Source organism: Mesorhizobium sp. G2-6-1, assembly GCF_055809095.1.
This window is the reverse complement of sequence record NZ_CM147896.1, coordinates 2,651,598-2,674,904: the sequence shown is the minus strand read 5'-3', so window position 1 is coordinate 2,674,904 and position 23,307 is coordinate 2,651,598. Positions and strand designations below refer to the sequence as shown.

Genomic DNA, 23,307 nt, shown 5'->3' with positions numbered 1-23,307 from the left:
AACCACCCAAACATCGCCGTTCACCATCGGGTGCGTTGGCAGCCGAATGAGTGCATAGACGGCAGCTATTGAGAACGGCGAGCGCACTCCTGAATGCCCCATATGAGGCGCTAAGTGGTCGTCGGCAGTTCCGCTACGAATGACCACTTTGACCCTAAGCCAGCAATCCCAACTCAAGCACCACCCAATTTTTCTTGCCCTGTTCATCGACCCGTGTGACGATGGATGAAGGTAGGCTGCTATTTGCAATAATGGCAGCCGCCGCGCGACGGTCGACAGGCCGGCCGCCGCTCCCTTCAAAATCGCCTGAGCGGAGGTCAATCATGGGTAACAGAGCCGGAGGACGACGCACGGGGCCGAAGTGCATTGCAATCGTCGGTCCCTTTTCAGAGTGGTAAGACGACCCTTCTCGAAGCCATACTCGCCCGTACGGGCGCAATTTCGCGCCAGAACCCCGTCGCATCGGGCAACACCGTTTCAGATTATTCGCCCGAAGAACGCGCCCACGCAATGAGCGTAGATGCCAGCGTTGCCACCACCGAATTCATGGGCGATACGCTGACTTTCATCGACTGCCCCGGCTCCATCGAGTTCGCTTTCGAGGCAGACCCGGTTCTGGCCGCCTGCGACATCGCCGTTGTCGTTGCCGAAGCCGATGAGAAGAAAATCCCTGCCCTGCAACTGATCATGCGCAAGCTCGACGATATGTGCGTGCCGCGCATTCTCTTCCTCAACAAGGTCGACAAATCGATCAGCGGCGTGCGCGATACGCTCAAAGTTCTGCAACCGGTGAGCCAGACGCCCCTGTTGCTGCGCCAAATTCCCCTGCGCAAGGATGGCATTGTCATCGGCTCGATAGATCTCGCATTGGAACGCGCCTACATCTACCGCGAATATGCCGAGAGCGAGATTGCCGAAATTCCCAATGATGACAAGGCCCGCGAGATCGAGGCGCGGTTCTCGATGCTGGAGGCCCTGGCCGACCACGATGACGCATTGATGGAAAACCTGCTTGAGGAAATCGAACCGCCCAAGGATGCGGTTTTCGACGATCTTGCCGCCGACCTGCGCGACGGCACCGTGACGCCTGTGCTGATTGGCGCCACCGAAAAGGGCAACGGCGTGTTGCGTCTGTTGAAGGCAATACGCCATGACGCGCCCGATATTGAAGCCACCCGCGAGCGCCTCGGCGCGCCAGATGGCAACGATACCGTCATCCAGATCGTCAAAACCATCCACACCCCGCATGGCGGCAAGCTGTCGGTCTCGCGCATTTTATCCGGGCAGATTTCCGATGGAACGGAACTCTGTCTGAGCAATGGCGAAACCAACAAGATTTCGGGTATCTACAGGCTGCTCGGCAAGGAGCAGTCAAAGCTTGCCTCTGCAACCGCAGGCGACACGGTCGCGCTTGGCAAGCTTGAGGATGCCAGAACCGGCCAGACGCTGTCATCGGTCAAGGGCGGGCTTGCGCCGCTCGTCGAACTGGCACCGCCTCAGTCTGTTTACGCGTTCGCCCTGCGCCCCAAGGAACGCAAGGACGACGTGAAAATGTCCGCCGCCATCCAGCGGCTGGCCGAGGAAGACCCTTCACTGACCCTCAGCCACAATCAGGAAACGGCTGAAACAGTGCTGTCAGGGCATGGCGAAATGCATCTGCGCGTCGTGCGCGAACGGCTGGAGGACAAGAACCAGATTTCGGTCGAGGGCTATGCCCCGGCCGTCCCCTACCGTGAAACCATTCGCAAATCCGCGCAGCAGCGCGGCCGCCACAAGAAGCAGTCCGGCGGTCATGGCCAGTTCGGCGATGTCGTTCTGGAAATCAAACCCTTGCCGCGCGGCTCCGGGTTTCAGTTCACCGATACCATCACCGGCGGCGCTGTTCCCAAAACCTATATCCAGTCCGTTGAAACGGGCGTGTTGGACTATCTCAAGTCCGGCCCGCTCGGCTTTCCGGTCGTCGACATTGCCGTGAACCTGTCAGACGGTTCGTATCACGCGGTCGACTCCTCCGACATGGCATTTCAGATGGCGGCAAAGATCGCCATGAAAGAGGGCATGGCCGCCTGTTCTCCGGTTTTGCTGGAACCGGTAATGAACGTCAAAATCGTCACGCCATCCGATGCAACTGCGAAGATCATCGCATTGATACCGCAGCGGCGGGGTCAAATTCTCGGCTATGATGCACGCGCGGGCTGGTCAGGCTGGGATGTCGTCGAAGCAACCATGCCGCAAGCAGAAATCGGCGATCTCATCATCGAACTGCGCTCGGCAACGGCTGGTGTTGCCACCTATATGGCCAGCTCCAGCCACATGACGGAACTGACGGGCCGCCTCGCCGATGGCATCGCCAACACGCGTGGAAAGGCCGCTTGAGCGATAGACTCCAAGTGACATGAAACGACAAGCGGCACCCGCAAACCGGGTGCCGCTTGTTGCGAACCGCATCCGGGGAGGAACGGCAGGTCCGCCGCATCTTTTTCTATCGTCGCCGGTAAAGCCGGCGGCATAATCAACCGGACGCGGCGGCCAACTGCGGCAGAGCCCGCACGAAAGATGCCCCCATCTTTCGAACAAGCTGCGCCGCGTCCTGCCAACTATCTAGCCAAGATCGCGCGCGCGCGACATGTTACAACATGTTACGCCACTGTTACGTGGAGAGAGCATCGGCCGAAAAATGGTTGCCGGGATTGAGAAAGCCGGCGCAGCGTCTGGCACCCCCGTCTTTCAGGCAACAAAAAAGCCGGATCAAAAAAGACCCGGCTGAGTTGAATGGAAGTGCCCGTTAGGGCGAACCTCCAGAGGGAACACTCAAGGGCGCAAATGGGAGGAGAACGCGCCCGGGAGATGATTAATATATGTGCTTTACCTGCTCAGGAAACAAGCACCTATTTTGCAATGCACGCATGCAAAAAGACGAACCCTGTGGTCCAATACCAATTTCGCAGCAATAGGGCCAGAAAACGGGCTGATTTGCAGGCAGGCAAGACATGGTTGCAGGCAGGCGAGATATCGCCGGTTCGTTCTTGTGCAAGTGTCATGCCCAAATTGGCGCCAGAGCCGCGAAATCAGGCAGAGCATCCTTCACTTCGACCAATTGCAGGTCAAAACGACCAGTTGCGCGCCTTGGTGAACATGAAGTCGCGAAAGGCCTTGAGCCTGGCCTGGTTCTTCATGGCTTCCGGATAAACAAAGAAGGTATCGAAAGAGGGGCCTTCAAGCTCTTCCAATATGGGCACGAGGCCGGTGTCCTTGCCAGCCATATAGTCGGGCAACATGGCGATACCGACACCGCGCTTCACAGCACGCCTGACAGACATCAGATCGTTGATCTGCAATGCCGACAGGCGTTTGTCACCGTCCTTGCGTCCAACCGTCTCCAGCGAGTTGAGGCCAGCCAGATAATGCGGAACAGGTTCGCCAAACGTAACGATACGATGCTGATCGAGATCGCTCGCCGATTTTGGCACACCATACTGGTCGAGATAGGCTTGCGAAGCGAACACATGCAGATGCACCGTGAAAAGACGCCTCTGGATGAGGTCCGGTTGCTGCGGTTGGCGCAACCGCACAGCGCAGTCCGCCTGGCGCATGGTCAGGTCGAGTTCTTCATTGGTCAACACCAATTGAAGATTGATGGAAGGGTGGAGGTCCAGAAATTCCCTGGCCCTGTCGGTCAACCATCCAGTTCCCAGGCCGACAGTCGTGGTGACACGCAAAATGCCAGAGGGCAGATCCTTGGTTTCAGTCAGTTGCGACTTGATCGTCTCCAGCTTCATCAACACATCATGAGCGGTGCGATAGAGCATTTCACCCTGTTCGGTCAGCACCAGGCCGCGGGCATGACGATTGAACAACGCCACACCAACATCGTGCTCAAGCGCACTCACCTGACGTGATATCGCCGATTGCGAAAGATGCAGCGTTTCCGCCGCATGCGTGAACGACCCAGCCTCCGCCGCTGCGTGAAACACGCGTAATTTATCCCAATCCAGCGCCATGATTCCCCTCGTTGCGCTCAGCTTTATATGAAGTTCCGGGTTTTTATTAAGGCTTATTCGGCCGCTTCCCGATGTTCTTCAATACCAGCCAGATATTTTTCCGCCTCAAGTGCGGCCATGCAACCCATGCCTGCCGCAGTTACCGCCTGACGATAAATGTCGTCGGTCACGTCGCCTGCCGCGAACACGCCGGCAACATCGGTGCGCGATGAATCGGGCGCCGTCCACAAATAACCGTTCGCCTTTTGCTTCAGCTTCCCGGCAAATAGTTCGACGGCTGGCGCATGGCCGATTGCCACAAACACACCATCGATCTTGAGTTGCGTTTCCTCGCCAGTCTTGACATTCCTGAGCTTCAATCCCTCGACAGAAGGCGGCAACGGCTTCTTGCCCGGTTGACCGGTAATCTCATCGACAACCGTGTCCCAGACGATCTTGACGTTGTCCTTCTTCAATAAACGCTCGCGCAGGATACGCTCGGCGCGAAAATCGTTACGCCGATGGATAACCGTCACGCTCTTGGCCAGATTGGACAGATAAAGCGCCTCCTCGACCGCCGAGTTGCCACCGCCAATGACAGCGACATCCTTGCCGCGATAGAAAAAACCGTCGCAAGTGGCACAAGCCGAAACGCCAAATCCCATGAATGTCTGTTCGGATGGAATACCCAGCCATTTTGCCTGCGCACCCGTCGCGATAATCAGCGCATCGGCTGTATAGACGGTGCCGGAATCACCCTTCGCGGTGAACGGGCGCACATCGAGATCGACCTCCATGATGATGTCATTGACGATATCGGTGCCGACATGTTCGGCCTGCTTGCGCATTTCCTCCATCAACCACGGGCCCTGTATCGCGTCGGCAAAGCCCGGATAGTTTTCGACATCTGTCGTAATCATCAACTGCCCGCCCTGTTGCAGACCGGCGACAAGCATCGGCTTGAGCATGGCGCGCGCGGCATAGATCGCCGCTGTATAACCTGCCGGGCCGGAGCCGATGATGAGGACGGGTGCATGTTTGACGGTCATGAAACGGCCTTTGAAAGAGGAGGCACGCAAGCTGCCATCCGCAAATATCATTTATGTGCCAGTGCAATGTAAGTGCTGGCTGCCCCCATCAAGACAAGTTGGCCAGTGTCCCCGGAAAGCTGTCATGCCAACGCCTCACGCGTGTGACAAAACTGACTTCGCTTTACCTGAAAAAAGGTGGCGTATCGCATAAAGTCGTTTAGAGCATCGGGCGGCTACTGCGTCGAGGCGCTCGTGAAACAGAATTGATTCCATTTAACTGCCCGATACTCTAATGACCACTCGACGACAGATTCTTGCGCACTGGACAGATACGCATGCCGATCAAGGCCGACCTCGATGCCATAGACTGGAAAATCCTGCGCGAATTGCAGCACGATGGCCGCATGACCAATGTGGAATTGTCCAACCGGGTCGGCATTTCTGCGCCCCCATGCCTCCGGCGCGTGCGACGGCTGGAAGAAGCGGGTATTATTCGCGGCTACCGCGCCCTTCTGGATGCGCCTTCGCTTGGCATGGAGGTCGTCGCCTTTTGCCTCATTGGCCTCCAGCATCAGGCCGATAGCGAGTTGAAAGCATTTGCCGAACGCACACGCGGCTGGCCGATCGTGCGCGAAGCGTGGATGGTATCGGGCGATTCAGATTTCCTGTTGCATTGCGTTACAACGGACCTGCGCACTTTCCAGACATTCGTCCTGGAAGAACTGACTTCAACACCCAATGTCGATACGGTGCGCACTGCCCTGACCATCCGCAAGGTCAAGGACGAGGTCACGGTAGAGATATGATGAACAACGCCGTGGCGGCGAACGATCTCACGCTCTTTGCCTGAACCCCGCAATTTTCAACGTCGTCCTGTACATGGCACGCTTGACTTCGCGGGAGATGATTTCCGTCACGGTTTTCGACTTTTTCTGTATTGTCGATCCACCCATCGCAGCGCTGATTTCCCGTACGCAGACGGGCTGCGATGACAACATGCGAATGCGCGGCGAAGACCGAAGCTGAAGCGTCGTATCGACAGGCCGATCAAACTGCCCGGTCGTCTCCAGAAGCGCGGCAGCCGCATCACGGCCAACAAGTTGCATGACCATTCCCAAACCGACATGCTTGGGTTCGATGATCGCAATGCCACCCTCAGCCAACACGACCCGACCCGTCTCATTCGCCTTTTGCGGAAAGCGCAGGAAATCCTCCGCAGTAAATCCTGACCTTGCAACGGAGAAAATCTGATCCAGCTTCGCAGTGTCGATCTCGATATCGTCCTCGACAATCAGACCGGCATCGAACCCGCCATCGACAATCTCACGCCAAACCTTGCGGTGGGACAGGAAGCAGCCGATCTCGGCCTTGCGCAACTCGAACGGATATTGAGGCCGGTGAAGATCACGCCGATAAACTGACGCTATCTCGTCATCACCAAGCGCTTGACCGTCGACCGCATCCACAATTCGAGAAGGGATCGGCAAAGCCTGGAGCAATCGCTCCGCATGCAGCCGCCTTTGCGAAGCGCGCGAAAGGTGAATTACAAAACCTTCTATCCGCATCGATCTCTTATTATCCCCTCAACGACATTGTCTATCAGCCTGTCGCCACCGTCAATTATCCCACCAAAAACCAATGCTATCCATCACTATCTTGTTGTGAATTTCCGGGTAGGCGGCAACCATGCGCCTTGTCGCTGCCTTTAGAGCATCGGGCGACTAAATGGAATCATTCTTCCGGAGGGCGTGCACGCTCGGCGAGGCGCTGGAATATCTTTGCCTCGGTCAAGAATGAATAGACGGCCCCAGTCATTGCTTCGATGAAGCCGGGAAACCCGCAACGCCACAAACCCTTGCGAAAATACAGGCGCAGGAAATAAATCGGCGGATTGAAAATCAATTTCAGCCGGCGCGCCGACGCACCCGCCGCCACCTGCTGGTCTGCCTTCAGCGACGAATATGTGTTTTCCTTAAGGATCTGCTCATCCATCATCAATGGACGGAAATGCAATATGGTGCCTTTCGCCGCATTGCGGGTCGCACCATCAGGCACGATCCCCTCATGCACCTTTTTTGACAACTCGTAATGGCCTTTGCCGCACCGGATCAGGCGTAAATAGTGCCGCTCATGCACACGTTCTGGCGTATAACCATATCCGATCAGGTAGAGGCGCAGTGCGATACGCCAGCCAACGATTGAATTGTCCGCCGCCAATAGCTCGGGCAGCGCAGCTCGCAATGGCGCGTCAAGACGTTCGTCCGCATCGACATTGAAACACCATTCTTCGCGGCACTGCTCCAAGGCGAACTGCTTTTGCCCGGCATAACCACGCCAAGGTTCTGAAAACAGGCGGATCGGCCAACCCTTGTCCACATAGGCCTGTATCAGAGCCAATGTGCCATCAGTCGACCCCGAATCGACAATTACGATATCCTTGAAGCCGCGCAGGCTCTCGATACAATCGCCAAGATATGCATCCTCATTCTGGCAGATGATATATGCCGACAGGGGTAGAACGCCGTTAGGTTTTGGTTCTTCTGTTTCCAAGCCGGAATCCCTTCCGCGACACGGCATCTAGACCGGTTCAGCTTTTGACAGGTTCACTGAGCCGCTTCAATTACTTGTTTCTGCGCAATCCCGAACGGAAAACCGCTGCACCTTTTGAACACCAGCATCAAGCCGACGCAAGACCGCGATAAATCTCGATCAGTGCATCTGCCTCACCTTGAAGCGGGAAGATATTCCTTGCGCGCTGCAAACAAGAGGCGGCAGTTTTTGCGCGCGCTGCATCATCGCCCATCAGCCTGCCCGCACCATCTATCATGGCGCTGAGGTCGTCGCGCACAATCAGCGTCCCCGTTACCCCATCCTCGATCAGTTCCGAAAAGGCACCCACGTCGCTCACCACCACGGGAACACGGCACGCCATCGCCTCAAGCGGTGTCAGGCCGAACCCTTCCCAGCGCTGCGGCGCGATGAACAATGACAGCGCCTGATACCAGCGTTCAATGTCGCGATGCTCACCCACGAAATGAATGCGCTCGCCAAGCCCGGCACTCTCGACGCGCGTACGTAAGCCTGCCTCGAATTCCTTGTGCTGCGCGGTGGCGCGTCCAGCCACCACGGCCGACCATTTCGGATGGTGGGGCAATAATTCAATCATGCTGTCGACAAAAAGGTCGGTCCCCTTCTGGTGACGGATACGCCCGAAACTCCCGACATATTGCTGGCTCGGGTCCAGACCGACGGCGCGCACGGCCTCCGCCTTGTCGGCGGGCGGGCAAAATCGCTCAAGATCGATGCCGTGCATCACCACCTTGTTGGGAACTTCCAGATAGCTCGCGGTCTTGCGGCTCGTCGCCACCACCGCATCCATGCGGCGGATGAGAAAGCGCGTCCAACTTGTGTGGCGTCGTTGCGAAGCGGAGGTAAAGACCAGTTTCAGCGGCGCACGAAACAGATATTTGAGCACCACGCCGCACAGCATTTCCGGGTTTCGCCGCGCATGCCACACCCTCACACGCGCATTGTTCGGGCGTTTAAGAAGTGCCGCAAGCTGCCACCATCTCATCTTCGGCAGATGATCGGGAAGCCCCGGCCCAAGGGTTGCCACGCCAATGGTGTCTGCCAGTAGCGGCACCAGTTGAATGATCGTGCTTGTCACACCGGAAAGGCGTTGCTTGAAATTGGGAACGACGACCAGCACCCGCGACATGTCCACGCGTGCCGGTTTCATCGGTTATGCACCCGCTGTCCGGAACCTGTTCTCAGACCCACCGCACTTCGAGAATCTCGTAACCGCGCGCACCACCCGGTGCGTTGACCTCGATGGTGTCGCCCACTTCCTTGCTGATCAGCGCGCGCGCTATCGGCGATGAAATGGAAATGCGGCCAAGCTTCACATCGGCCTCCTGATCACCAACGATCTGATAGGTCTTTTTTCTTCGGTGTCCTCATCGACAAGAACGACGGTCGCGCCAAACTTGATCCGCTCACCGCCAAGCTTGCTGATATCGATCACTTCGGCGCGGGCGATGAAGTCCTCGAGTTCACCCACCCGGCCCTCATTGAGGCTCTGGGCTTCCTTGGCAGCATGATACTCGGCATTTTCGGAAAGATCGCCATGCGAACGTGCCTCGGCGATAGCCTCAATGATACGTGGCCGCTCTTCCTGCTGGCGCCAGCGCAGTTCCTCCTTCAGCGACTCGAAGCCTGCGCCCGTCATTGGAACCTTGTTCATAGACTGCCCTTTCCTGCCGCCCACCCCCTTCCGGGTGGCCCTGTCGCACAAAAGAAAACGGTCCGTCAGCACCAACTGGCGGGACCGTCTCATCTCGGATCACCTTAATATAGCAACCCGCGCGCGATTTTCACGCCAAAAAATCAGTTGGCTGAATAATTATATTACAAACAGGCCAAACGCGTTCGCGATCATCCGCCAAATGCAATCAATTGTGGCCCACCCGCGATATTCGCAGACATGCCGTCAGCTTTTCAGGAAATGGTCGATCTGTTCTGCCAACATGCCATATTCGCGCGAATTTTTCCCGGCTCGTTTCTCGATCTCGTCGAGTTGCGCCCTGGCGGATGCGAGGTCGCCAAGTTGCAAATGCGCTTCGCCCAGATATTCACGCACCAGCGTGTAATCGGGATCATTTTGCAACGCTTCCTGATAATAGCCGAGACCGACGATGATGCGCCCGGCCTTGCGGTGCGAATAGCCAAGGTAGTTGAGAATGCGCGCGTCAGATTTATCCTTCGCCAGACTAAGCACCGTGATCGCTTCACCATAGCGTCCCGCCATCGCCAGCGCATGGCCTGCCTCATAGATATTGTCGTCGTCGAGCATGCCTTCCTTGGGCGCAGCACACGCCTTCAGCTTTTTGTCATAAACTTCACCAGCCTTGCATTTTTCAACCGTCTCACTGCCGCCGGTTTCCTCGCCAGCGGCAAATGCGGGAACTGTTACCATCGGGAAAACGGCAATCGCCGCCACTTGCATCAGCAATCTTGTGCGCATTGGTGCCTCCATGAGTTACCCTGAAACGTAAACGCCTGACGCACGCCAATTCATCCCGGCGCAGCAGGATCGACATGTTATCACCTTTTTCTCGCCTGTGCGGGTACGCGAAACGAGGGGGTCGTCAATCGAACGCAACCACAGGCACCAAGAACGTGTGACGATGCATGCAAATGCGCTATCATTGGCAGGGGACAGGGGCAAGGAACAGGCATGGAGATGCTCAGTGCAGCAACATGTTCAAAAGGAATGGGAGCTTTCGATCGGGCCGGACACGGTGCGCCTGTTCATTCTCAAGGCAAAGACGTTGAGCGCCGCCCTCGACAATGATTTTGCCGGAGCTAGCGAACATGAGATCGAATTCGACGGCGATGGCCACGACCTCCATCAGCATGAAGCTCTTGCCGAGGAGGAGTCCAAAAACCTGACCGAGGCCGAATTGCGCGAGTTGATTGGCGACCTCAATGTTGACGAAGCCGCCGAACTGGTCGCTCTGGTCTGGGTCGGCCGTGGCGACTACGATGCATCCGAATGGCAGGACGCGCTGGCTGCGGCGCGCCAACGCCCGTTTCGGCGAACGGCCAAATATCTGCTTGGCATGCCGCAACTTGCCGACTGGCTGGAAGAAGGACTGGAAGCAATTGCCGAATAATATCTCGGCCGCACTGGCATCATCATCAACGCCCAAAGTCGAGGCACTGTTTATCGGCAAGCTCGCGCCACTTGGCCCACGACACGTGCCGAGCGGCATCGACAAACAACTCGTCACCGGTCTTCAACGCATAACGACTGTCGGCGTGCAGGGCGATCAGCACGGCGATACCCGCCATCATGGCGGGCCGGAAAAGGCACTCCACCACTATCCGCGCGACCACTATGCGGCATGGCGCACGGACGGTCTGGAAGTAGTCCCGCCGGCGTTTGGCGAAAACATCTCGACATTGGGCCTAACAGAAGCCGATGTCTGCATCGGCGACATCTATCGCCTTGGATCATCGCTGCTTCAGGTCAGCCAGGGGCGCCAACCATGCTGGCGGCTGAATGCGCGTTTCGGACGCGACGACATGGCATGGCTCGTCCAGAAAACCGGCCGCACGGGTTGGTACTATCGTGTTCTTCAGGAAGGTGAAGCTGCCTGCGGCGACCATCTCCAGCTTGAAGAGAGGCTCCAGCCGCAATGGCCACTGACACGCATCATCGAACTCCTCTACACGCGCACGCTCGATATGGCCGCACTCGAAACGCTCGGTGCATTGCCCGAACTTGCCGAGTCATGGCGTGATCTTGCCAATCGCCGCGTTGCCGCCCGCTCAGTCGAAAATTGGGATCGAAGACTGCATGGCGGCGCATAGCCGCAACCGCATATCAAAAGCGATTCAGAAACAGGGCCATAAGCAACCATACTGAATCATCGCATCAACGGCCCGGCATCTCATCTGGCAGACTCACTCGCGCAACCATCCGCTTCCTCATCCGTTGAACGTTGATGGTCTATTCGCGTCCCTGCCTCATATCGACAACGCTGCTCTTATGTGCGGGGCTCATGCCCGTGCCAATGGCGTTGGCGAAGCAGAAGGCCACCGAACTGCCGCGTTCCGCGCCAGTTCCAGAGATACAGCATATGCCACAAGATGTGCCGCAGGGTAATTTGCCGACCACGCCACTGCGTATATCGCCACCACCGGAAAAGCCCGTTATCGGCCCCGTTGACAGCGACGAAGACAAGACCAAACCACCGACCACCGACCCGCGTTCGGCCATCATTGCCCAGCCGGACCTGCCAGCAACGGAAGTCGCTTGCCGAACGCGGCTTAGACTTCTGGGCGTTGAATTCAAAGACCATGAGGCCGAACGTGACGAAGCTGCGGGCTGCTCGATCCCCTACCCTCTGATCGTCGTCAAACTGGGCAAGGCGATTGAAATCGTCCCAAAGGCGGAACTCAACTGCCAAATGACCGAGGCGCTCGCACGCTTCATGACCGACGTGGTGTCGCCTGAAGCTGTTGCCCGATTCGGGGTTGATGTGAAATCCATCGGGCAAGCGTCCGCCTATGTCTGCCGCCCCCGCCACAATGGCGGCAAGATGTCTGAGCATGCATTCGGCAATGCGCTCGATATTGCCAATTTCACGCTGACAAACGACACGGTGGTCGAGGTCAGCCCCACACCGCCGACAGACAATGCGCAATTCCTGAGCGCCGTGCGAAAGGCCGCCTGCGGGCCGTTCAAGACAGTACTCGGCCCCGGCAGCGATGCCGATCATACGCGCCATTTCCATTTCGATCTCGAACCTCGGCGCAATGGTGGCACCTTTTGCCAGTGAGGCAACGCCTCATTAAAATGCATGTCGCCCAAAAGTATGCAGCGGTTTTGGGGGCAACGACATGCATGAATACAAGAACTTAAAGGGCGGAATGAAGCCCTTAAATCGCGCCTCATTTTAGCCGCAGCAATAAATGCCGGCACTGATTTTTCCTTTACCCTTCGCCGCTAAACTCTTCCCATCTCAAGCATTTCAAAGGAGGCAACACCTGCTTTCCTGCCCGAAACTGCGTGAGATCGGAGATGACTGTGCGCAATCGCCTTTCCAGGGAACCGCGAGCCCGCGCCAGGGGACAGGAATTGTTGGATGTTCGAAAATCGTCGTGCAGCACTTGCCGTCGTGCCACAATCGAAAGGCGCGACCCGCCTTGCAAGCCATACTGTGGTTGTCGCAATGCTTGCGGGAATTTCAGCCTGCACCACTGGCAGCGTCCTCAATTTGGAGCCAGCCGTCGATGTCGGCACGCAAACTGCTGCGATTCAGCAATATAGCCCCCCACAAATGCCGGCCACGTCAGATCCCTATATGAGCGTCGCCTATCCGCGCATGGATCAGCCGCTGACGCCGGTCGAGCAATTGCCGGCTGACGAGATTGATTGCCGCAAGGAGTTGAAGCGTCTTGGCGTCACCTACGCTGACATTGAACCCATCCATGGCGGCGGCCAATGCGGCATCGAACATCCGGTCAAAATGTCGGCCATTGGCAGCGTCCAGATAAAACCGGCGGCAACGCTGACCTGCAACATGGCCGCCAGCTTTGCCAACTGGACCAAACGTGAACTCGTTCCTGCCGCCCGCTGGCGCTATTTCTCCGGCATCAAGGCCATTCGTCAGGGCTCCAGTTACTCATGCCGCAACATTGCCGGTGAGGGCGTGCTTTCAGAACATGGCAAGGGCAACGCGCTCGATGTCATGAGTATCGACCTCAACAATGGCAACAACATCGACGTGCGCAAGCCCGGCCTGTTCGCCTTCCGCACCCGGGGTTTCCTGAACACCGTGCGCGCCGATGGCTGCCAATATTTTACAACCGTGCTCGGTCCCGGCTACAATTACGACCATCGCAACCATTTTCATTTCGACATCAAGAACCGTCGCAACGGCTATCGCGCCTGCCGCTAGTGCATGTCGCCCAAAAGTGTGCAGCGGTTTTCGGACAACGACATGCACAAAAACAAAGGCTTAAAGCACCCTGCATGAATCCCTTTAGACGCGATGTGCTTTAATACGAAAAGCAGAAAATCAATTGCCGGTTATCCGCTCGCATTGTGTTCTGAAATCATCATAATCCAGTGATGGCTATGAAGAAAAAGAGCCTTCAACGGCGCATTTCAAACTGGTTTGCCCTGCTGTGCGCTGCCTATCTGGGTCTGGCCTATTTCGCAGCGCCCGCATTTTGGGAATGGCGCGATCACGGCTTCGGGAAAGGCCAAGCTAAAATGGTGACGCACACGCCACAAGGCATTGCTGGCGATCCCATCAATATCGGCTTTGTTGGAACAAGACGGCAAGTCACCCATGCATTCGGCGTAACGCATTGGGACACTGCCGATAACGTGACGCTGAAGAGCGCAGTTGAAATCGGTGAGAGCGTAGTTTTCGACCGTCCCTATCCCGACGCCCCTGTAAGCGAATTGCTGTTCAATGGCCTTGCTCAGGATATCGCCTTTGAAAAACCGTCGGGCAATAGCGCCGACAAACGACACCATGTGCGGTTATGGATGACGGATAGACGTCATGACGACGGACGTCCGTTCTGGCTTGGCGCGGCAAGCTTTGACCGAGGCGTCGGCCTCAGCCACGAAACCGGAGCCATCACCCACCATATCGGGCCCGACATCGACGCCGAACGTGATTTCATCATACGCAATCTGTCCGATGCTTCACTGCTGCTATCCGTACGCGAGATTGAAGGGGTTGGCGCAACCCGCGTTGGCCGCAATGGCGAAGGCGATTCCTATCACACCGATGGCAAGGCCAAGATCGGCATACTGAGGCCCTGACGAATATCGCCAAAAAATGCAGTACGATCGCATATTTTACCATCTATGCCGCAAGCCGTCCAAGATGCTAATGAGCGCCGATGCTTTACTTTGAAATAGCCATTGTAGTCGTTCTCATCTGCGTCAACGGCCTTCTGTCAATGTCGGAACTCGCCATTGTCTCCTCGCGCCCTGCCCGGCTCAAGGCGATGATCGAGCGCGAGGTCAAGGGTGCAAGTGGTGCAGCCAGCGCACTTCAGTTAGGTGCCAACCCCGGAAAATTCCTGTCATCCGTGCAGATCGGCATCACATTGGTCGGTGTTTTGTCCGGCGCATTTTCAGGCGCCACGCTCGGCCAACGGCTTGCCCAGACATTGTCCGAGTGGGGCGTAAGCGACCGCTTCGCCGAACCGCTTGGCGTCGGTATTGTCGTCGCGGCCATCACTTATGGCTCGCTCATTATTGGCGAACTTGTGCCCAAGCAGATCGCCCTGCGCGATCCTGAACGCGTTGCATCGAGGGTCGCGCCAGCAATGGCTGTTCTCGCCATGATCGCGGCACCGCTGGTCTGGTTGCTCGATCTATCCGGCCGCGCCGTTCTCTGGCTGCTGGGCCAGCGCGGGCAAAGCGAAGACAAGGTAACGGACGACGAAATCAAGATGCTCGTGGCCGAGGCCGAACATCACGGCACCATCGAATCCGACGAACGGCGCATGATCGCCGGCGTCATGCGTCTTGGTGATCGCGCTGTGCGGGCGCTGATGACCCCGCGAACAGATGTTGACTGGATCAATCTGCGGGCAGACGAGGCCGTCACCCGCAAGCTTCTTATAGAAACCCAGCACTCGCGCCTTCCTGCAGGCGATGGCGCCGTAGATGCAATGGTCGGCGTGGTCCAGACCCGCGACATGCTGGCAGCCCTTCTTGCTGGTCGTTCAATTGACCCGCGCAAGCATGTCAGTGAGGCGCCCATTGTCCACGACCAGGCAGATGCACTCGACGTGCTGACCAAGCTGAGAGAAGCGGACATGCCAATGGCGCTCGTTCATGACGAGTATGGCCATTTTGAAGGCATCGTCACGCCAGCCGACATTCTTGAGGCCATTACCGGCGTATTCCGCTCCGATCTGGAAGTTGGCGAAGCCAATGAGAACGCGGTGCTGCGCGAGGATGGTTCCTGGCTGCTCGCAGGTTACATGCAGGCGGACGAAATGGCCGACACAATCGGCATCGACCTGCCGGAAAACCGCGACTATGAAACCGTGGCGGGTTACGTCCTTTCCCATATGCACCACCTGCCCGCAACGGGCGAGTTGGTGCATGCGCAAGGATGGCGCTTTGAGGTCATCGATCTTGATGGCCGGCGCATCGACAAGGTGCTTGCCTCCCGCCTGCCCGTTGGCCATCGTGAGTTTGTCCGTTAAATCGGAATGAGGAAAGGCACGCAGCAGGATCAGGCCTCGGCAGGCACCGGCGTGGGGTTGCCCTCGGCGTCCAGCGCCACCATGACGAAATCGGCATGTGTGACTTTTTCCATCAGATCTGACAGATAGCGCTGCGCCCACGCCTCGACCTTGAGGGTCATCGAGGTGCGGCCAACATGTTCGACATGGGTGTAGATGCAAAGCGTATCGCCAATCTTCATCGCCTTGGCGAATGCCATTTCCTTGACCGCGGCAGTCACCACGCGCCCACGCGCCCGTTCCGCCGCCCGAATGCCGCAGGAAAGGTCCATTTGCGCCATCACCCAGCCACCAAATATATCTCCAGCGGCATTGGCGTCAGAGGGCATGGCCAGCGTTCGCAACGTCAGTTCGCCATGTGGCTTGCCGCTCGCATATTGCACCATGATTGATCCCCTCGCTGTCCGACTTGCCTGCGTCCCGTAGTCCGGCAGATCAGATACGTCAACGCATCCGCACGGTTCGATCTATGGTGCCCGGCGCTCTATCGCTTCGATCGAGCATCGGATTATTACGAAAACCGGCAATCACATTTCGATGCGACACTGCATGTGGTCGTTTTTCTTGTAGGCAATGCCGGAAGGTCCGGTGCCACCCCTCACCCTACAGGGTTAGGCTGGCGGTAATCATTGCGGAGCCATTTCCATCAGCCATGACCACCTATGATTTTATCGTCGTCGGCTCTGGTTCCGCTGGGTCGGTCGTAGCCGAGAAACTGTCGGCAAACGGACGCTTTTCCGTTCTGGTTCTGGAAGCTGGTGGCACCGACCGCCGTTTCTTCGTGCAGATGCCGCTGGGCTACGGGAAGACCTTCTTTGATCCTGCCGTCAACTGGAACTACAAAACAGAGCCGGACCCCGGCCTTGCAGGCAATGCCGACCATTGGCCGCGCGGAAAATTGCTTGGCGGTTCAAGCTCGATCAACGCAATGGTCTGGATCAGGGGTGCACGCCAGGATTTCGATGCGTGGCAAGCCGCCGGCAATTTAGGTTGGGGCTATGACGACCTCCTGCCGATTTTCAAGGCGATGGAGGATAATGAAGCAGGTGGCGACAAATGGCGGGGCCAAGGCGGTCCGGTTCATGTCGCTGACAATCGCGGCCATGTCCATCCCCTGACCGAGCGCTTTCTCGAAGCTGGTCAGCAGGCCGGTTTGCCGCTCAATGACGATTTCAATGGCGCATCTCAGGAAGGTGTCGGCATCTACCAGCTCACCACCAAGGGAGGCCGGCGCATGTCGGCTGCCCGTGCATTCCTGCGCCCCGCCATGAAACGGGCAAATATCCGGGTCGAAACCGCTTCTCTGGCAACGCGGATTCTGTTCGATGGAAAACGGGCAACCGGCGTTGAATATTTGCAGCGTGGCAAAATGCAGACCGCACATGCGGGCCGCGAAATCATCCTGTGCGGTGGCTCGATCAACACACCGCAATTGCTGCAGCTTTCCGGCATTGGCCCCGCCGAATTGTTGGCCAGCCTTGGCATTCCCGTCGTGCAGGCATCCGAAAATGTCGGACGCAATCTGCAGGATCATCAGGGCATCAACTATACATGGAAAGGCAAGATACCCACGCTGAACCAGATATTGCGACCCTGGTGGGGTAAATGCCTTGTCGGCATGCAATATATTCTGACGCGTTCCGGTCCGCTCTCCATGTCGATGAACCAGGGTGGCGGCTTTTTCAAAACCGGGCCGGATCTGCAACGCATCAACATGCAGCTCTATTTTCAGGCATTCTCGACCGTCATTCCCCGCAATGGCGAGCGCCCCATCCTCAGCCCCGATCCGTGGCCGGGCTTTTCCATCGGCCTGTCGAATTGTCGCCCATCGAGCCGCGGCGAAATCATGATCCGCTCGAAAAATCCGCTCGAACATCCGCGCATCATGCCTAATGCATTTTCAACCAATGAAGACGTCTCGCAAATGCTCGATGCGGTGAAATTCCTGCGCAAACTGGCCTCGATGCCGGCGATTTCGCAGATCATCGAAGAAGAGGTTGTGCCAGGTCCATCAATCACTTCCGACGCTGACTTGATTCAGGATTTCAGGATGCGTTCGGGCACCGTTTACCACCCTGTCTCGACCTGCCGCATGGGGCCGGACCCATCGCGCGCGGTTGTCGACCAACGGTTGAGGGTTCATGGTTTGTTGGGGTTACGCGTCGTTGACGCCTCGATCTTCCCCGACAACATATCCGGCAACACCAATGCTGCCGCCATCATGACGGGCTGGAAAGGCGCAACCATGATTGTGGAAGATACGAAGTGAGAAATACTGCTAACCTGTTCGCTTGAAGAGGAAAGTTCCGACAGAACGGTGGGACAAAGGAAGCCCCCACAATCGAATTGCGATACCAGACAGAAAGTCAGCCATGAAGATCACTGACGTAAAAACCTATGTAGTCGGCAATCCGCCACCCGGCATTGGCGGAAAATATTTCATCTTCGTCAAACTCACCACCGATGGCGGTGTTGTCGGTTACGGCGAGGCATACAACGCTACATTCTCCGCCGATGTTACTGCCACAATGATCGAGGACATGGCAGAACGCTATCTCGTCGGCCGTGATCCGTACGACATTGAGAGCTTCTTTCGCCGCTGCTATTCATCCGGCTTCACCCAGCGCCCCGATGTCTCGAGCATGGGGTGCTTTTCGGCCCTCGAAATCGCCTGCTGGGACATCATCGGCAAGGAAGCAGGCAAACCCGTCTACAAATTGCTCGGCGGTCAGGTCCACGAAACCCTGCGCTCCTACACCTATCTCTATCCGCATTCCGGCAGCGTTCACACCGAAGATGCACAGGCTCGCAATGTCTATAACGACCCGGACCTCGCCGCCGAATGTGCGATGACCTATGTCGAACAGGGCTTCACCGCTGTCAAACTGGACCCGGCAGGCCCCTACACGGCTTTCGACGGGCATCAGCCGCGCCTCATCGATATCGACCTTTGCGCCCGCATGTTGAAGGCGATCCGCAAGGCCGTGGGCACCCGCGCCGACATCCTGTTTGGCACACATGGCCAATTCACCGCCTCCGGCGCGTTGCGCATGGCCGCTGCCATCGAACCTTACGACCCGCTATGGTTCGAGGAACCGGTGCCACCCGATATGCCCGAGGTGATGGCAGAAGTGGCGCGCGGCACCCGCATTCCCATCGCCACAGGCGAACGCCTGACCACAAAATTCGAATTCGCCCGCGTCATCGAAAACCGCGCCGCTTCGATCCTGCAACCCGATCTCGGACGCTCCGGCGGCATTCTTGAAACCAAGAAAATCGCAGCCATGGCCGAGGCCTATCACATACAGATCGCGCCTCATTGCTATTGCGGGCCTATCGTCGGTGCGGCCAACATCCAGCTTGCAGCAACGCTTCCCAATTTTCTCATCCTCGAATCGCTCAGGCAATGGGACGGCTTTCACGAAAAGCTGCTCAAGACGAAGATCGAGTGGCAGGATGGCAACGTCATTCCATCGAAGGAGCCCGGCATCGGCGTCGAACTGGACGAAGCCGTTTGCGAGGCGCATCCTTACACCGGCAAGGATTTGCATCTGCAAATGGCACAGGAGGCGCTGTTTCCATGACCGCACGACAAAAATACGCATTTATCGGCCTTGGAAACCTTGGCAGCAATCTTGCCGCCAGCCTGCTGCGTGAAGGTTTTTCGCTAACCGTATACGACCCCTCGCCAAAAGCCGTCGAGAAGCTCGTCGATTTGGGCGCAAGGGCAGCGGTCACCCCCGCACAGGCGGCAAAGGTGGGCAACGCCATCACCTGCCTGCCTTCCCCAAAAATCAGCGAGGCCGTGCTGACCGGCCCCGATGGCATCCTTGATGGTTTGCCACGCGGCGCAACATGGATCGAAATGTCGACCAATGGCCGCGATGAAATGGTTCGCCTTGCCGGGCTTGCCTCAGAGCGTGGTATCGAAACGCTCGAATGTCCCGTCACTGGTGGCGTTCATCTGGCAGCAACCGGCAGCATCACCGCGCTCGTCGGGGGCGACAAGGCGCTTTATGAGCGCCACCGTTCGACCATCGAGGCGATGTGCGCAAAGTCTTTTCTCATGGGCCCCATCGGCTCGGCGGCCGTCATCAAGGTCATCACCAACATGCTGGCCTTCATCCATCTCGTTGCGGCGGGCGAAGCACTCATGCTGGCCAAAACCGAGGGTCTGGACCTTTCCCAAGCCTATCACGCCATCGTCGCCTCGTCCGGCAACAGCTTCGTCCATGAAACCGAAAGCCAACTGGTTCTCAACGGTTCCTACGATGTCGGTTTCACCATGGATCTGGCCCTGAAAGACCTCGGCTTTGCCATGCGCATGAGCAAGGAAAACGGCGTGCCGCTCGATCTTGTTTCCAAAGTCAATGAGATTTTCCAGCATGGCAAAGCCGCCTATGGTGGCGATGCCTGGTCAACCATGATCGTCAAGCTGCTTGAAGACACGGTTGGAACCGAGCTTCGGGCACCCGGCTTCCCTTCCCGGCTCGAAGCCTGAGGAGTTGCGCAGAACTCCAACGATATCAACAACCTTGCCGGATTACCCGAATCGATCTGGCAAGGACTTGAATCAGATTCTCAAGCTGTACGGTTCAAAAACGCAGCGTCAGCGCGCCCGGCAACATCTCGAATGTCGCCGGTATGCGCCCCGGCGATTCACCGTCGATATCGATCAGCGCGCCATTGCTCGCAACAGTGCCCACCGGCTCGACCAGAACCTTTCGCCCCCGCAATATGGTGATGGCCGGATGGTTTCGGTGATGCCCGCCATAGACCAGCCGCAGATCCCGGATCAGCCTGGTCTTGCTTGCCGCCCGCACAACGACGATCTCGAACTGCCCATCATCCAGGGCGGCATCCGGTGCAATCATCATGCCGCCCCCGAAATATTTGCCATTGGCCACGGCCACCAGAGCTATGCGTGCCTCAACCGGCTCGCCGTCATCAATGGTAATCCGTACCGTCTGGAAGCGGTAGAAAATGAACTCCACCACCGTGCGCCAGTAAAAAAGCGCCTTGGCTGAAACGCGCCCCTTGCGCTTGTCGGCATTGACAGCCCGATCCGTCGCGCCTGAAAGGCCAAGACTGGCAATATTGACGAAGTGGCGGCTGGCAAGCGCACCATGATCATCGACATAGGAAATGCACCCAGCGTCAATCTTTCTGCCTTTTGCTTCCGCAATCCGCTTCAGCACGCCATCGACGCTTCGCGGCAAACCAAGGCCACGGGCAAAGTCGATGCCCGTACCGCATGGCAGCAGCGCCAGTTCCGGCGCATGCCCATGATCCTGACCGGCCTGCAACAACCCGTCCGCCACTTCGCTGGCCGTACCATCACCGCCGGCCGCAATCACCAGGTCGCATCCATGCGCGGCAAGGTCGAGCGCCAGCCGTTCGGCATCGCCCTCTGCCTGAGTTTCGCGCAAGTCGAACGCGCCCAAATGGCGGGTGATGAGCGCCGCCACATTCGGCCACTCGCGCTTGAGCCTGCCGCCACCAGCAATCGGATTGAGAACCACTCCGATTTTCACGTCTGCGCCTCCCCGAAACGTTACCCATTTTCGTTTCGGCATAGATGCGCGTCAATGCCCGGTTCGGCAAGACTCAATGTGCAGTAGCCCGAATGAGGGAAGCTGATGATTCACCGGCTGGCAGACATGAAAATGACCGATCCAACCGGACCGGCCATCTTCACAAGCAGGTGTTCCGCTCGGGTATGAGAATTATGAAGCGCTTTCGATCGAGGTGATCGTGCCGGTCGTATCGTCAAACGTCACGACCACCTGCGCGCCGACCTTCAATTGATCCAATGACGCCTCGGCGGGCAATTGGTAAATCTTGCCATCGTCGAGCGTGATCGACTTGGTCGTCGGATCAACTGACTGGATCGTACCTTGAACGGTTGCCGCATAAGCGGAACCAATGAAAGCAAGCAGGGCAGCGGCAGTTACAAGGGTCTTTTTCATATCGAAAACTCCGTTTGATCGGTTTCGTTGTTCCGATTGCCCGATGAGCAGTGACAACTGCGGAACACCCTCGATTTAGAGCCGCCGCACCTCGCCGACAAATCACGAAGAATGACTTTCCTAAATGATTTCAGCGGCTTATTTCTGACACATTGCCATCGGGTGATATCATCGTTTCACGTCGGTATAGCTGTTGATGATGGTGAAACGCCCGCAAAACGAGTCGATCAGCAGCACTGGACCCGTCCCTTGTGACAGTCACTCAAACGCCGCATTTCCTGTCAGCGCGGTCACAGGATTCTCAGCAAAAAAATTTGAGAAACACGTTTTGTATCGGCCTTATATCGGCGCGCCGCGTTTTCCGGCTCACTCACCGAAAATCGCCGCCAGCCTTTGCCTTACGCGCGCGCCAGCATTCCCCTCCAATGCCGCCACCGGCACAAGATGCTCGCGCTCACCATCACGGCAGCGGTAGAAAAAGTGCATCCGATAAGCAGCAATCGTTCCGCGTGTTCGGTCGTCTGAGCTGACATCAACGATCAGGATCGCTCCGATACGCCCCGGCCAGGGCTGGCGCGAAAATGCGGTGCCAATAAAATCGCCCAACCCATAAGCAACCGGCGTTCTTCCGACCTCTTCCAGCGGTTGCACGACATGCGCATGGTGTCCCGCGATCAGTCCGACGCCCGCCTGTACCAAATTTTCTGCGAGAACCCGCGTAGCTGCTTGCGGGTAGTGCCGGAATTCCCAATCCCAGTGCGGCACGGCGCACATCAAGTCCACCTCGTCGAACCCCTTGGACTTCCAGTCTTCCGGTTGGCATTCCATCGAAATCCGGCTGGCAAATTCCTCTTGCCCGCCATTGTGCCAAACTGTGAATGCGGCAAGACCGATGGTCAACGCCCCCACAGCGACACGCACAACCGGACCATCCGCAACCGTGCCGATGGTCCGAATACCCATGCGCACAAGGCTCACCATCGTTTCGTCAAAGCCATCAGGCTTCTGATCGAGCGCATGATTGTTGGCAAGTGAAAGCATCAGCTTTTCAGGATCGATCCCGGCAGCGTCCAGCACACCAGCCAGAAACGGCGCTGTCATGGCATGATGCGTTCCAAGGCGGGTTCGCAACGGCCGGCGCGGCACCGCAACCACCGGACTTTCGCAATTGCCAATGACCAGATCGGCGCTGAGCAGAAGATCAGAGATAGCGGGATCGACAAGTGGCGGGGCCCGGTTAGCCACGGCAGAAATATCACCGATAAATGCCAGCCTTATAGTCTGGTCGGGTGGCGGCTGCATTAATGTCGCCGATTTGCGCGCACATCCAGCAGGCCCGCCGCCACGCATTGACGGTTTCAGAAAGCGCGGGAGCCATGACAGCTTGTAGAAAAGCGGATAATTCGACACCAACAACCTGTAGCGAAATATAGACCCAATGTAGAGATCACCACAGCCGCAGAGAAGCCACGCTATGGTAATCGCGCTGAATCCACTCCTGACACCCTTCTGTCAGGAGCACGTCCTGCTATTTTA

The 23,307-nt window shown here is 57.3% G+C and carries 21 protein-coding genes and 2 pseudogenes; 11 read left to right on the top strand and 12 right to left on the bottom strand.

Translation table 11 applies throughout. The annotated features are described in order from the left end of the window. Positions 1–154 precede the first annotated feature (154 nt). Complete coding sequence (locus AC0L7S_RS12915; protein ID WP_473471427.1) at positions 155–325, bottom strand: hypothetical protein; 171 nt, start codon at positions 323–325, stop codon at positions 155–157. Here AC0L7S_RS12915 and AC0L7S_RS12910 point away from each other — a divergent pair. Next, a pseudogene (locus AC0L7S_RS12910) lies at positions 324–2,376 on the top strand (elongation factor G). The gene AC0L7S_RS12915 and the pseudogene AC0L7S_RS12910 sit on opposite strands and share 2 nt — an antisense overlap. A gap of 728 nt (positions 2,377–3,104) precedes the next feature. On the opposite strand, the gene AC0L7S_RS12905 reads toward AC0L7S_RS12910, so the two are convergent. Together AC0L7S_RS12905 and trxB are read right to left on the bottom strand one after the other, a co-directional pair. Then, a complete protein-coding gene (locus AC0L7S_RS12905) occupies positions 3,105–4,001 on the bottom strand; it encodes a LysR family transcriptional regulator (protein ID WP_473471426.1) in 897 nt (298 codons plus the stop codon). A 53-nt stretch (positions 4,002–4,054) separates the two neighbouring features. After that, entirely contained in the window at positions 4,055–5,029 is a 975-nt protein-coding gene (gene trxB, locus AC0L7S_RS12900) for a thioredoxin-disulfide reductase (protein ID WP_473471425.1), read from the bottom strand. Positions 5,030–5,346: 317 nt separating this feature from the next. Here trxB and AC0L7S_RS12895 point away from each other — a divergent pair, with 317 nt between their 5' ends. Continuing rightward, positions 5,347–5,817, top strand: coding sequence for an Lrp/AsnC family transcriptional regulator (locus AC0L7S_RS12895; protein WP_473471424.1), 471 nt, complete (start codon positions 5,347–5,349; stop codon positions 5,815–5,817). Between the two features lie 27 nt (positions 5,818–5,844). Here AC0L7S_RS12895 and AC0L7S_RS12890 read toward each other — a convergent pair whose 3' ends face one another. The 5 genes and pseudogenes from AC0L7S_RS12890 to AC0L7S_RS12870 form a co-directional block, all read right to left on the bottom strand. Continuing rightward, entirely contained in the window at positions 5,845–6,576 is a 732-nt protein-coding gene (locus tag AC0L7S_RS12890; protein WP_473471423.1) for a glycosyltransferase family 25 protein, read from the bottom strand. 166 nt (positions 6,577–6,742) lie between these two features. Beyond that, on the bottom strand, positions 6,743–7,561 hold the full coding sequence (locus AC0L7S_RS12885; protein WP_473471422.1) for a glycosyltransferase family 2 protein: 819 nt from the start codon (positions 7,559–7,561) through the stop codon (positions 6,743–6,745). Between the two features lie 127 nt (positions 7,562–7,688). After that, on the bottom strand, positions 7,689–8,750 hold the full coding sequence (locus AC0L7S_RS12880) for a glycosyltransferase family 4 protein (RefSeq protein WP_473471421.1): 1,062 nt from the start codon (positions 8,748–8,750) through the stop codon (positions 7,689–7,691). A 31-nt stretch (positions 8,751–8,781) separates the two neighbouring features. Further along, positions 8,782–9,254, bottom strand: a pseudogene (gene greA / locus AC0L7S_RS12875) (transcription elongation factor GreA). Between the two features lie 246 nt (positions 9,255–9,500). After that, positions 9,501–10,034: a tetratricopeptide repeat protein gene (locus AC0L7S_RS12870; RefSeq protein WP_473471420.1), complete on the bottom strand. Its 534-nt coding sequence runs from the start codon at positions 10,032–10,034 to the stop codon at positions 9,501–9,503. A gap of 226 nt (positions 10,035–10,260) precedes the next feature. On the opposite strand from AC0L7S_RS12870, the gene AC0L7S_RS12865 reads away from it, so the two are divergent. From AC0L7S_RS12865 to AC0L7S_RS12840, 6 genes are all read left to right on the top strand, one after another. Continuing rightward, positions 10,261–10,686, top strand: a complete 426-nt coding sequence (locus AC0L7S_RS12865; RefSeq protein ID WP_473471419.1) for a DUF3775 domain-containing protein — start codon at positions 10,261–10,263, stop codon at positions 10,684–10,686. Next, positions 10,676–11,386 carry an MOSC domain-containing protein gene (locus tag AC0L7S_RS12860; RefSeq protein WP_473471418.1) on the top strand — a complete coding sequence of 237 codons (711 nt, stop codon included), beginning with the start codon at positions 10,676–10,678 and terminating at the stop codon, positions 11,384–11,386. The genes AC0L7S_RS12865 and AC0L7S_RS12860 overlap by 11 nt, the downstream gene beginning before the upstream one ends. A gap of 134 nt (positions 11,387–11,520) precedes the next feature. Beyond that, positions 11,521–12,357, top strand: coding sequence for an extensin-like domain-containing protein (locus AC0L7S_RS12855; RefSeq protein ID WP_473471417.1), 837 nt, complete (start codon positions 11,521–11,523; stop codon positions 12,355–12,357). Positions 12,358–12,663: 306 nt separating this feature from the next. Then, positions 12,664–13,479 carry an extensin-like domain-containing protein gene (locus AC0L7S_RS12850; RefSeq protein ID WP_473471416.1) on the top strand — a complete coding sequence of 272 codons (816 nt, stop codon included), beginning with the start codon at positions 12,664–12,666 and terminating at the stop codon, positions 13,477–13,479. 179 nt (positions 13,480–13,658) lie between these two features. Then, positions 13,659–14,360, top strand: coding sequence for an LssY C-terminal domain-containing protein (locus tag AC0L7S_RS12845; RefSeq protein ID WP_473474286.1), 702 nt, complete (start codon positions 13,659–13,661; stop codon positions 14,358–14,360). A gap of 80 nt (positions 14,361–14,440) precedes the next feature. Continuing rightward, on the top strand, positions 14,441–15,763 hold the full coding sequence (locus tag AC0L7S_RS12840; RefSeq protein ID WP_473471415.1) for a hemolysin family protein: 1,323 nt from the start codon (positions 14,441–14,443) through the stop codon (positions 15,761–15,763). A 29-nt stretch (positions 15,764–15,792) separates the two neighbouring features. Here the strand turns inward: AC0L7S_RS12840 and AC0L7S_RS12835 are convergent, their stop codons facing one another. Beyond that, complete coding sequence (locus AC0L7S_RS12835; RefSeq protein ID WP_473471414.1) at positions 15,793–16,188, bottom strand: acyl-CoA thioesterase; 396 nt, start codon at positions 16,186–16,188, stop codon at positions 15,793–15,795. A 266-nt stretch (positions 16,189–16,454) separates the two neighbouring features. Between AC0L7S_RS12835 and AC0L7S_RS12830 the strand changes: the two genes are divergently transcribed. The 3 genes from AC0L7S_RS12830 to AC0L7S_RS12820 all read left to right on the top strand — a co-directional run bounded on the left by AC0L7S_RS12830 (position 16,455) and on the right by AC0L7S_RS12820 (position 20,303). After that, on the top strand, positions 16,455–18,071 hold the full coding sequence (locus tag AC0L7S_RS12830) for a GMC family oxidoreductase (RefSeq protein ID WP_473471413.1): 1,617 nt from the start codon (positions 16,455–16,457) through the stop codon (positions 18,069–18,071). A 103-nt stretch (positions 18,072–18,174) separates the two neighbouring features. Further along, entirely contained in the window at positions 18,175–19,386 is a 1,212-nt protein-coding gene (locus AC0L7S_RS12825) for a mandelate racemase/muconate lactonizing enzyme family protein (protein WP_473471412.1), read from the top strand. Beyond that, entirely contained in the window at positions 19,383–20,303 is a 921-nt protein-coding gene (locus AC0L7S_RS12820; protein WP_473471411.1) for an NAD(P)-dependent oxidoreductase, read from the top strand. The genes AC0L7S_RS12825 and AC0L7S_RS12820 overlap by 4 nt, the downstream gene beginning before the upstream one ends. Before the next feature lie 94 nt (positions 20,304–20,397). Here AC0L7S_RS12820 and AC0L7S_RS12815 read toward each other — a convergent pair whose 3' ends face one another. The 3 genes from AC0L7S_RS12815 to AC0L7S_RS12805 all read right to left on the bottom strand — a co-directional run bounded on the left by AC0L7S_RS12815 (position 20,398) and on the right by AC0L7S_RS12805 (position 23,073). Continuing rightward, positions 20,398–21,336 carry a diacylglycerol/lipid kinase family protein gene (locus AC0L7S_RS12815; protein WP_473471410.1) on the bottom strand — a complete coding sequence of 313 codons (939 nt, stop codon included), beginning with the start codon at positions 21,334–21,336 and terminating at the stop codon, positions 20,398–20,400. A gap of 192 nt (positions 21,337–21,528) precedes the next feature. Further along, on the bottom strand, positions 21,529–21,771 hold the full coding sequence (locus AC0L7S_RS12810; RefSeq protein WP_473471409.1) for a DUF1344 domain-containing protein: 243 nt from the start codon (positions 21,769–21,771) through the stop codon (positions 21,529–21,531). 366 nt (positions 21,772–22,137) lie between these two features. After that, positions 22,138–23,073, bottom strand: a complete 936-nt coding sequence (locus AC0L7S_RS12805) for a CapA family protein (RefSeq protein WP_473471408.1) — start codon at positions 23,071–23,073, stop codon at positions 22,138–22,140. Between the last annotated feature and the right edge of the window lie 234 nt (positions 23,074–23,307).

Excerpts from the sequence above, each read along its gene's own strand:
- AC0L7S_RS12915 (WP_473471427.1), bottom strand. The coding sequence starts at position 325 with ATGATTGACCTCCGCTCAGGCGATTTTGAAGGGAGCGGCGGCCGGCCT.
- AC0L7S_RS12905 (WP_473471426.1), bottom strand. The coding sequence starts at position 4,001 with ATGGCGCTGGATTGGGATAAATTACGCGTGTTTCACGCAGCGGCGGAG.
- trxB (WP_473471425.1), bottom strand. The coding sequence starts at position 5,029 with ATGACCGTCAAACATGCACCCGTCCTCATCATCGGCTCCGGCCCGGCA.
- AC0L7S_RS12895 (WP_473471424.1), top strand. The coding sequence starts at position 5,347 with ATGCCGATCAAGGCCGACCTCGATGCCATAGACTGGAAAATCCTGCGC.
- AC0L7S_RS12890 (WP_473471423.1), bottom strand. The coding sequence starts at position 6,576 with ATGCGGATAGAAGGTTTTGTAATTCACCTTTCGCGCGCTTCGCAAAGG.
- AC0L7S_RS12880 (WP_473471421.1), bottom strand. The coding sequence starts at position 8,750 with ATGAAACCGGCACGCGTGGACATGTCGCGGGTGCTGGTCGTCGTTCCC.
- AC0L7S_RS12870 (WP_473471420.1), bottom strand. The coding sequence starts at position 10,034 with ATGCGCACAAGATTGCTGATGCAAGTGGCGGCGATTGCCGTTTTCCCG.
- AC0L7S_RS12855 (WP_473471417.1), top strand. The coding sequence starts at position 11,521 with ATGGTCTATTCGCGTCCCTGCCTCATATCGACAACGCTGCTCTTATGT.
- AC0L7S_RS12850 (WP_473471416.1), top strand. The coding sequence starts at position 12,664 with ATGTTCGAAAATCGTCGTGCAGCACTTGCCGTCGTGCCACAATCGAAA.
- AC0L7S_RS12845 (WP_473474286.1), top strand. The coding sequence starts at position 13,659 with ATGAAGAAAAAGAGCCTTCAACGGCGCATTTCAAACTGGTTTGCCCTG.
- AC0L7S_RS12840 (WP_473471415.1), top strand. The coding sequence starts at position 14,441 with ATGCTTTACTTTGAAATAGCCATTGTAGTCGTTCTCATCTGCGTCAAC.
- AC0L7S_RS12835 (WP_473471414.1), bottom strand. The coding sequence starts at position 16,188 with ATGGTGCAATATGCGAGCGGCAAGCCACATGGCGAACTGACGTTGCGA.
- AC0L7S_RS12830 (WP_473471413.1), top strand. The coding sequence starts at position 16,455 with ATGACCACCTATGATTTTATCGTCGTCGGCTCTGGTTCCGCTGGGTCG.
- AC0L7S_RS12825 (WP_473471412.1), top strand. The coding sequence starts at position 18,175 with ATGAAGATCACTGACGTAAAAACCTATGTAGTCGGCAATCCGCCACCC.
- AC0L7S_RS12820 (WP_473471411.1), top strand. The coding sequence starts at position 19,383 with ATGACCGCACGACAAAAATACGCATTTATCGGCCTTGGAAACCTTGGC.
- AC0L7S_RS12810 (WP_473471409.1), bottom strand. The coding sequence starts at position 21,771 with ATGAAAAAGACCCTTGTAACTGCCGCTGCCCTGCTTGCTTTCATTGGT.
- AC0L7S_RS12805 (WP_473471408.1), bottom strand. The coding sequence starts at position 23,073 with ATGCAGCCGCCACCCGACCAGACTATAAGGCTGGCATTTATCGGTGAT.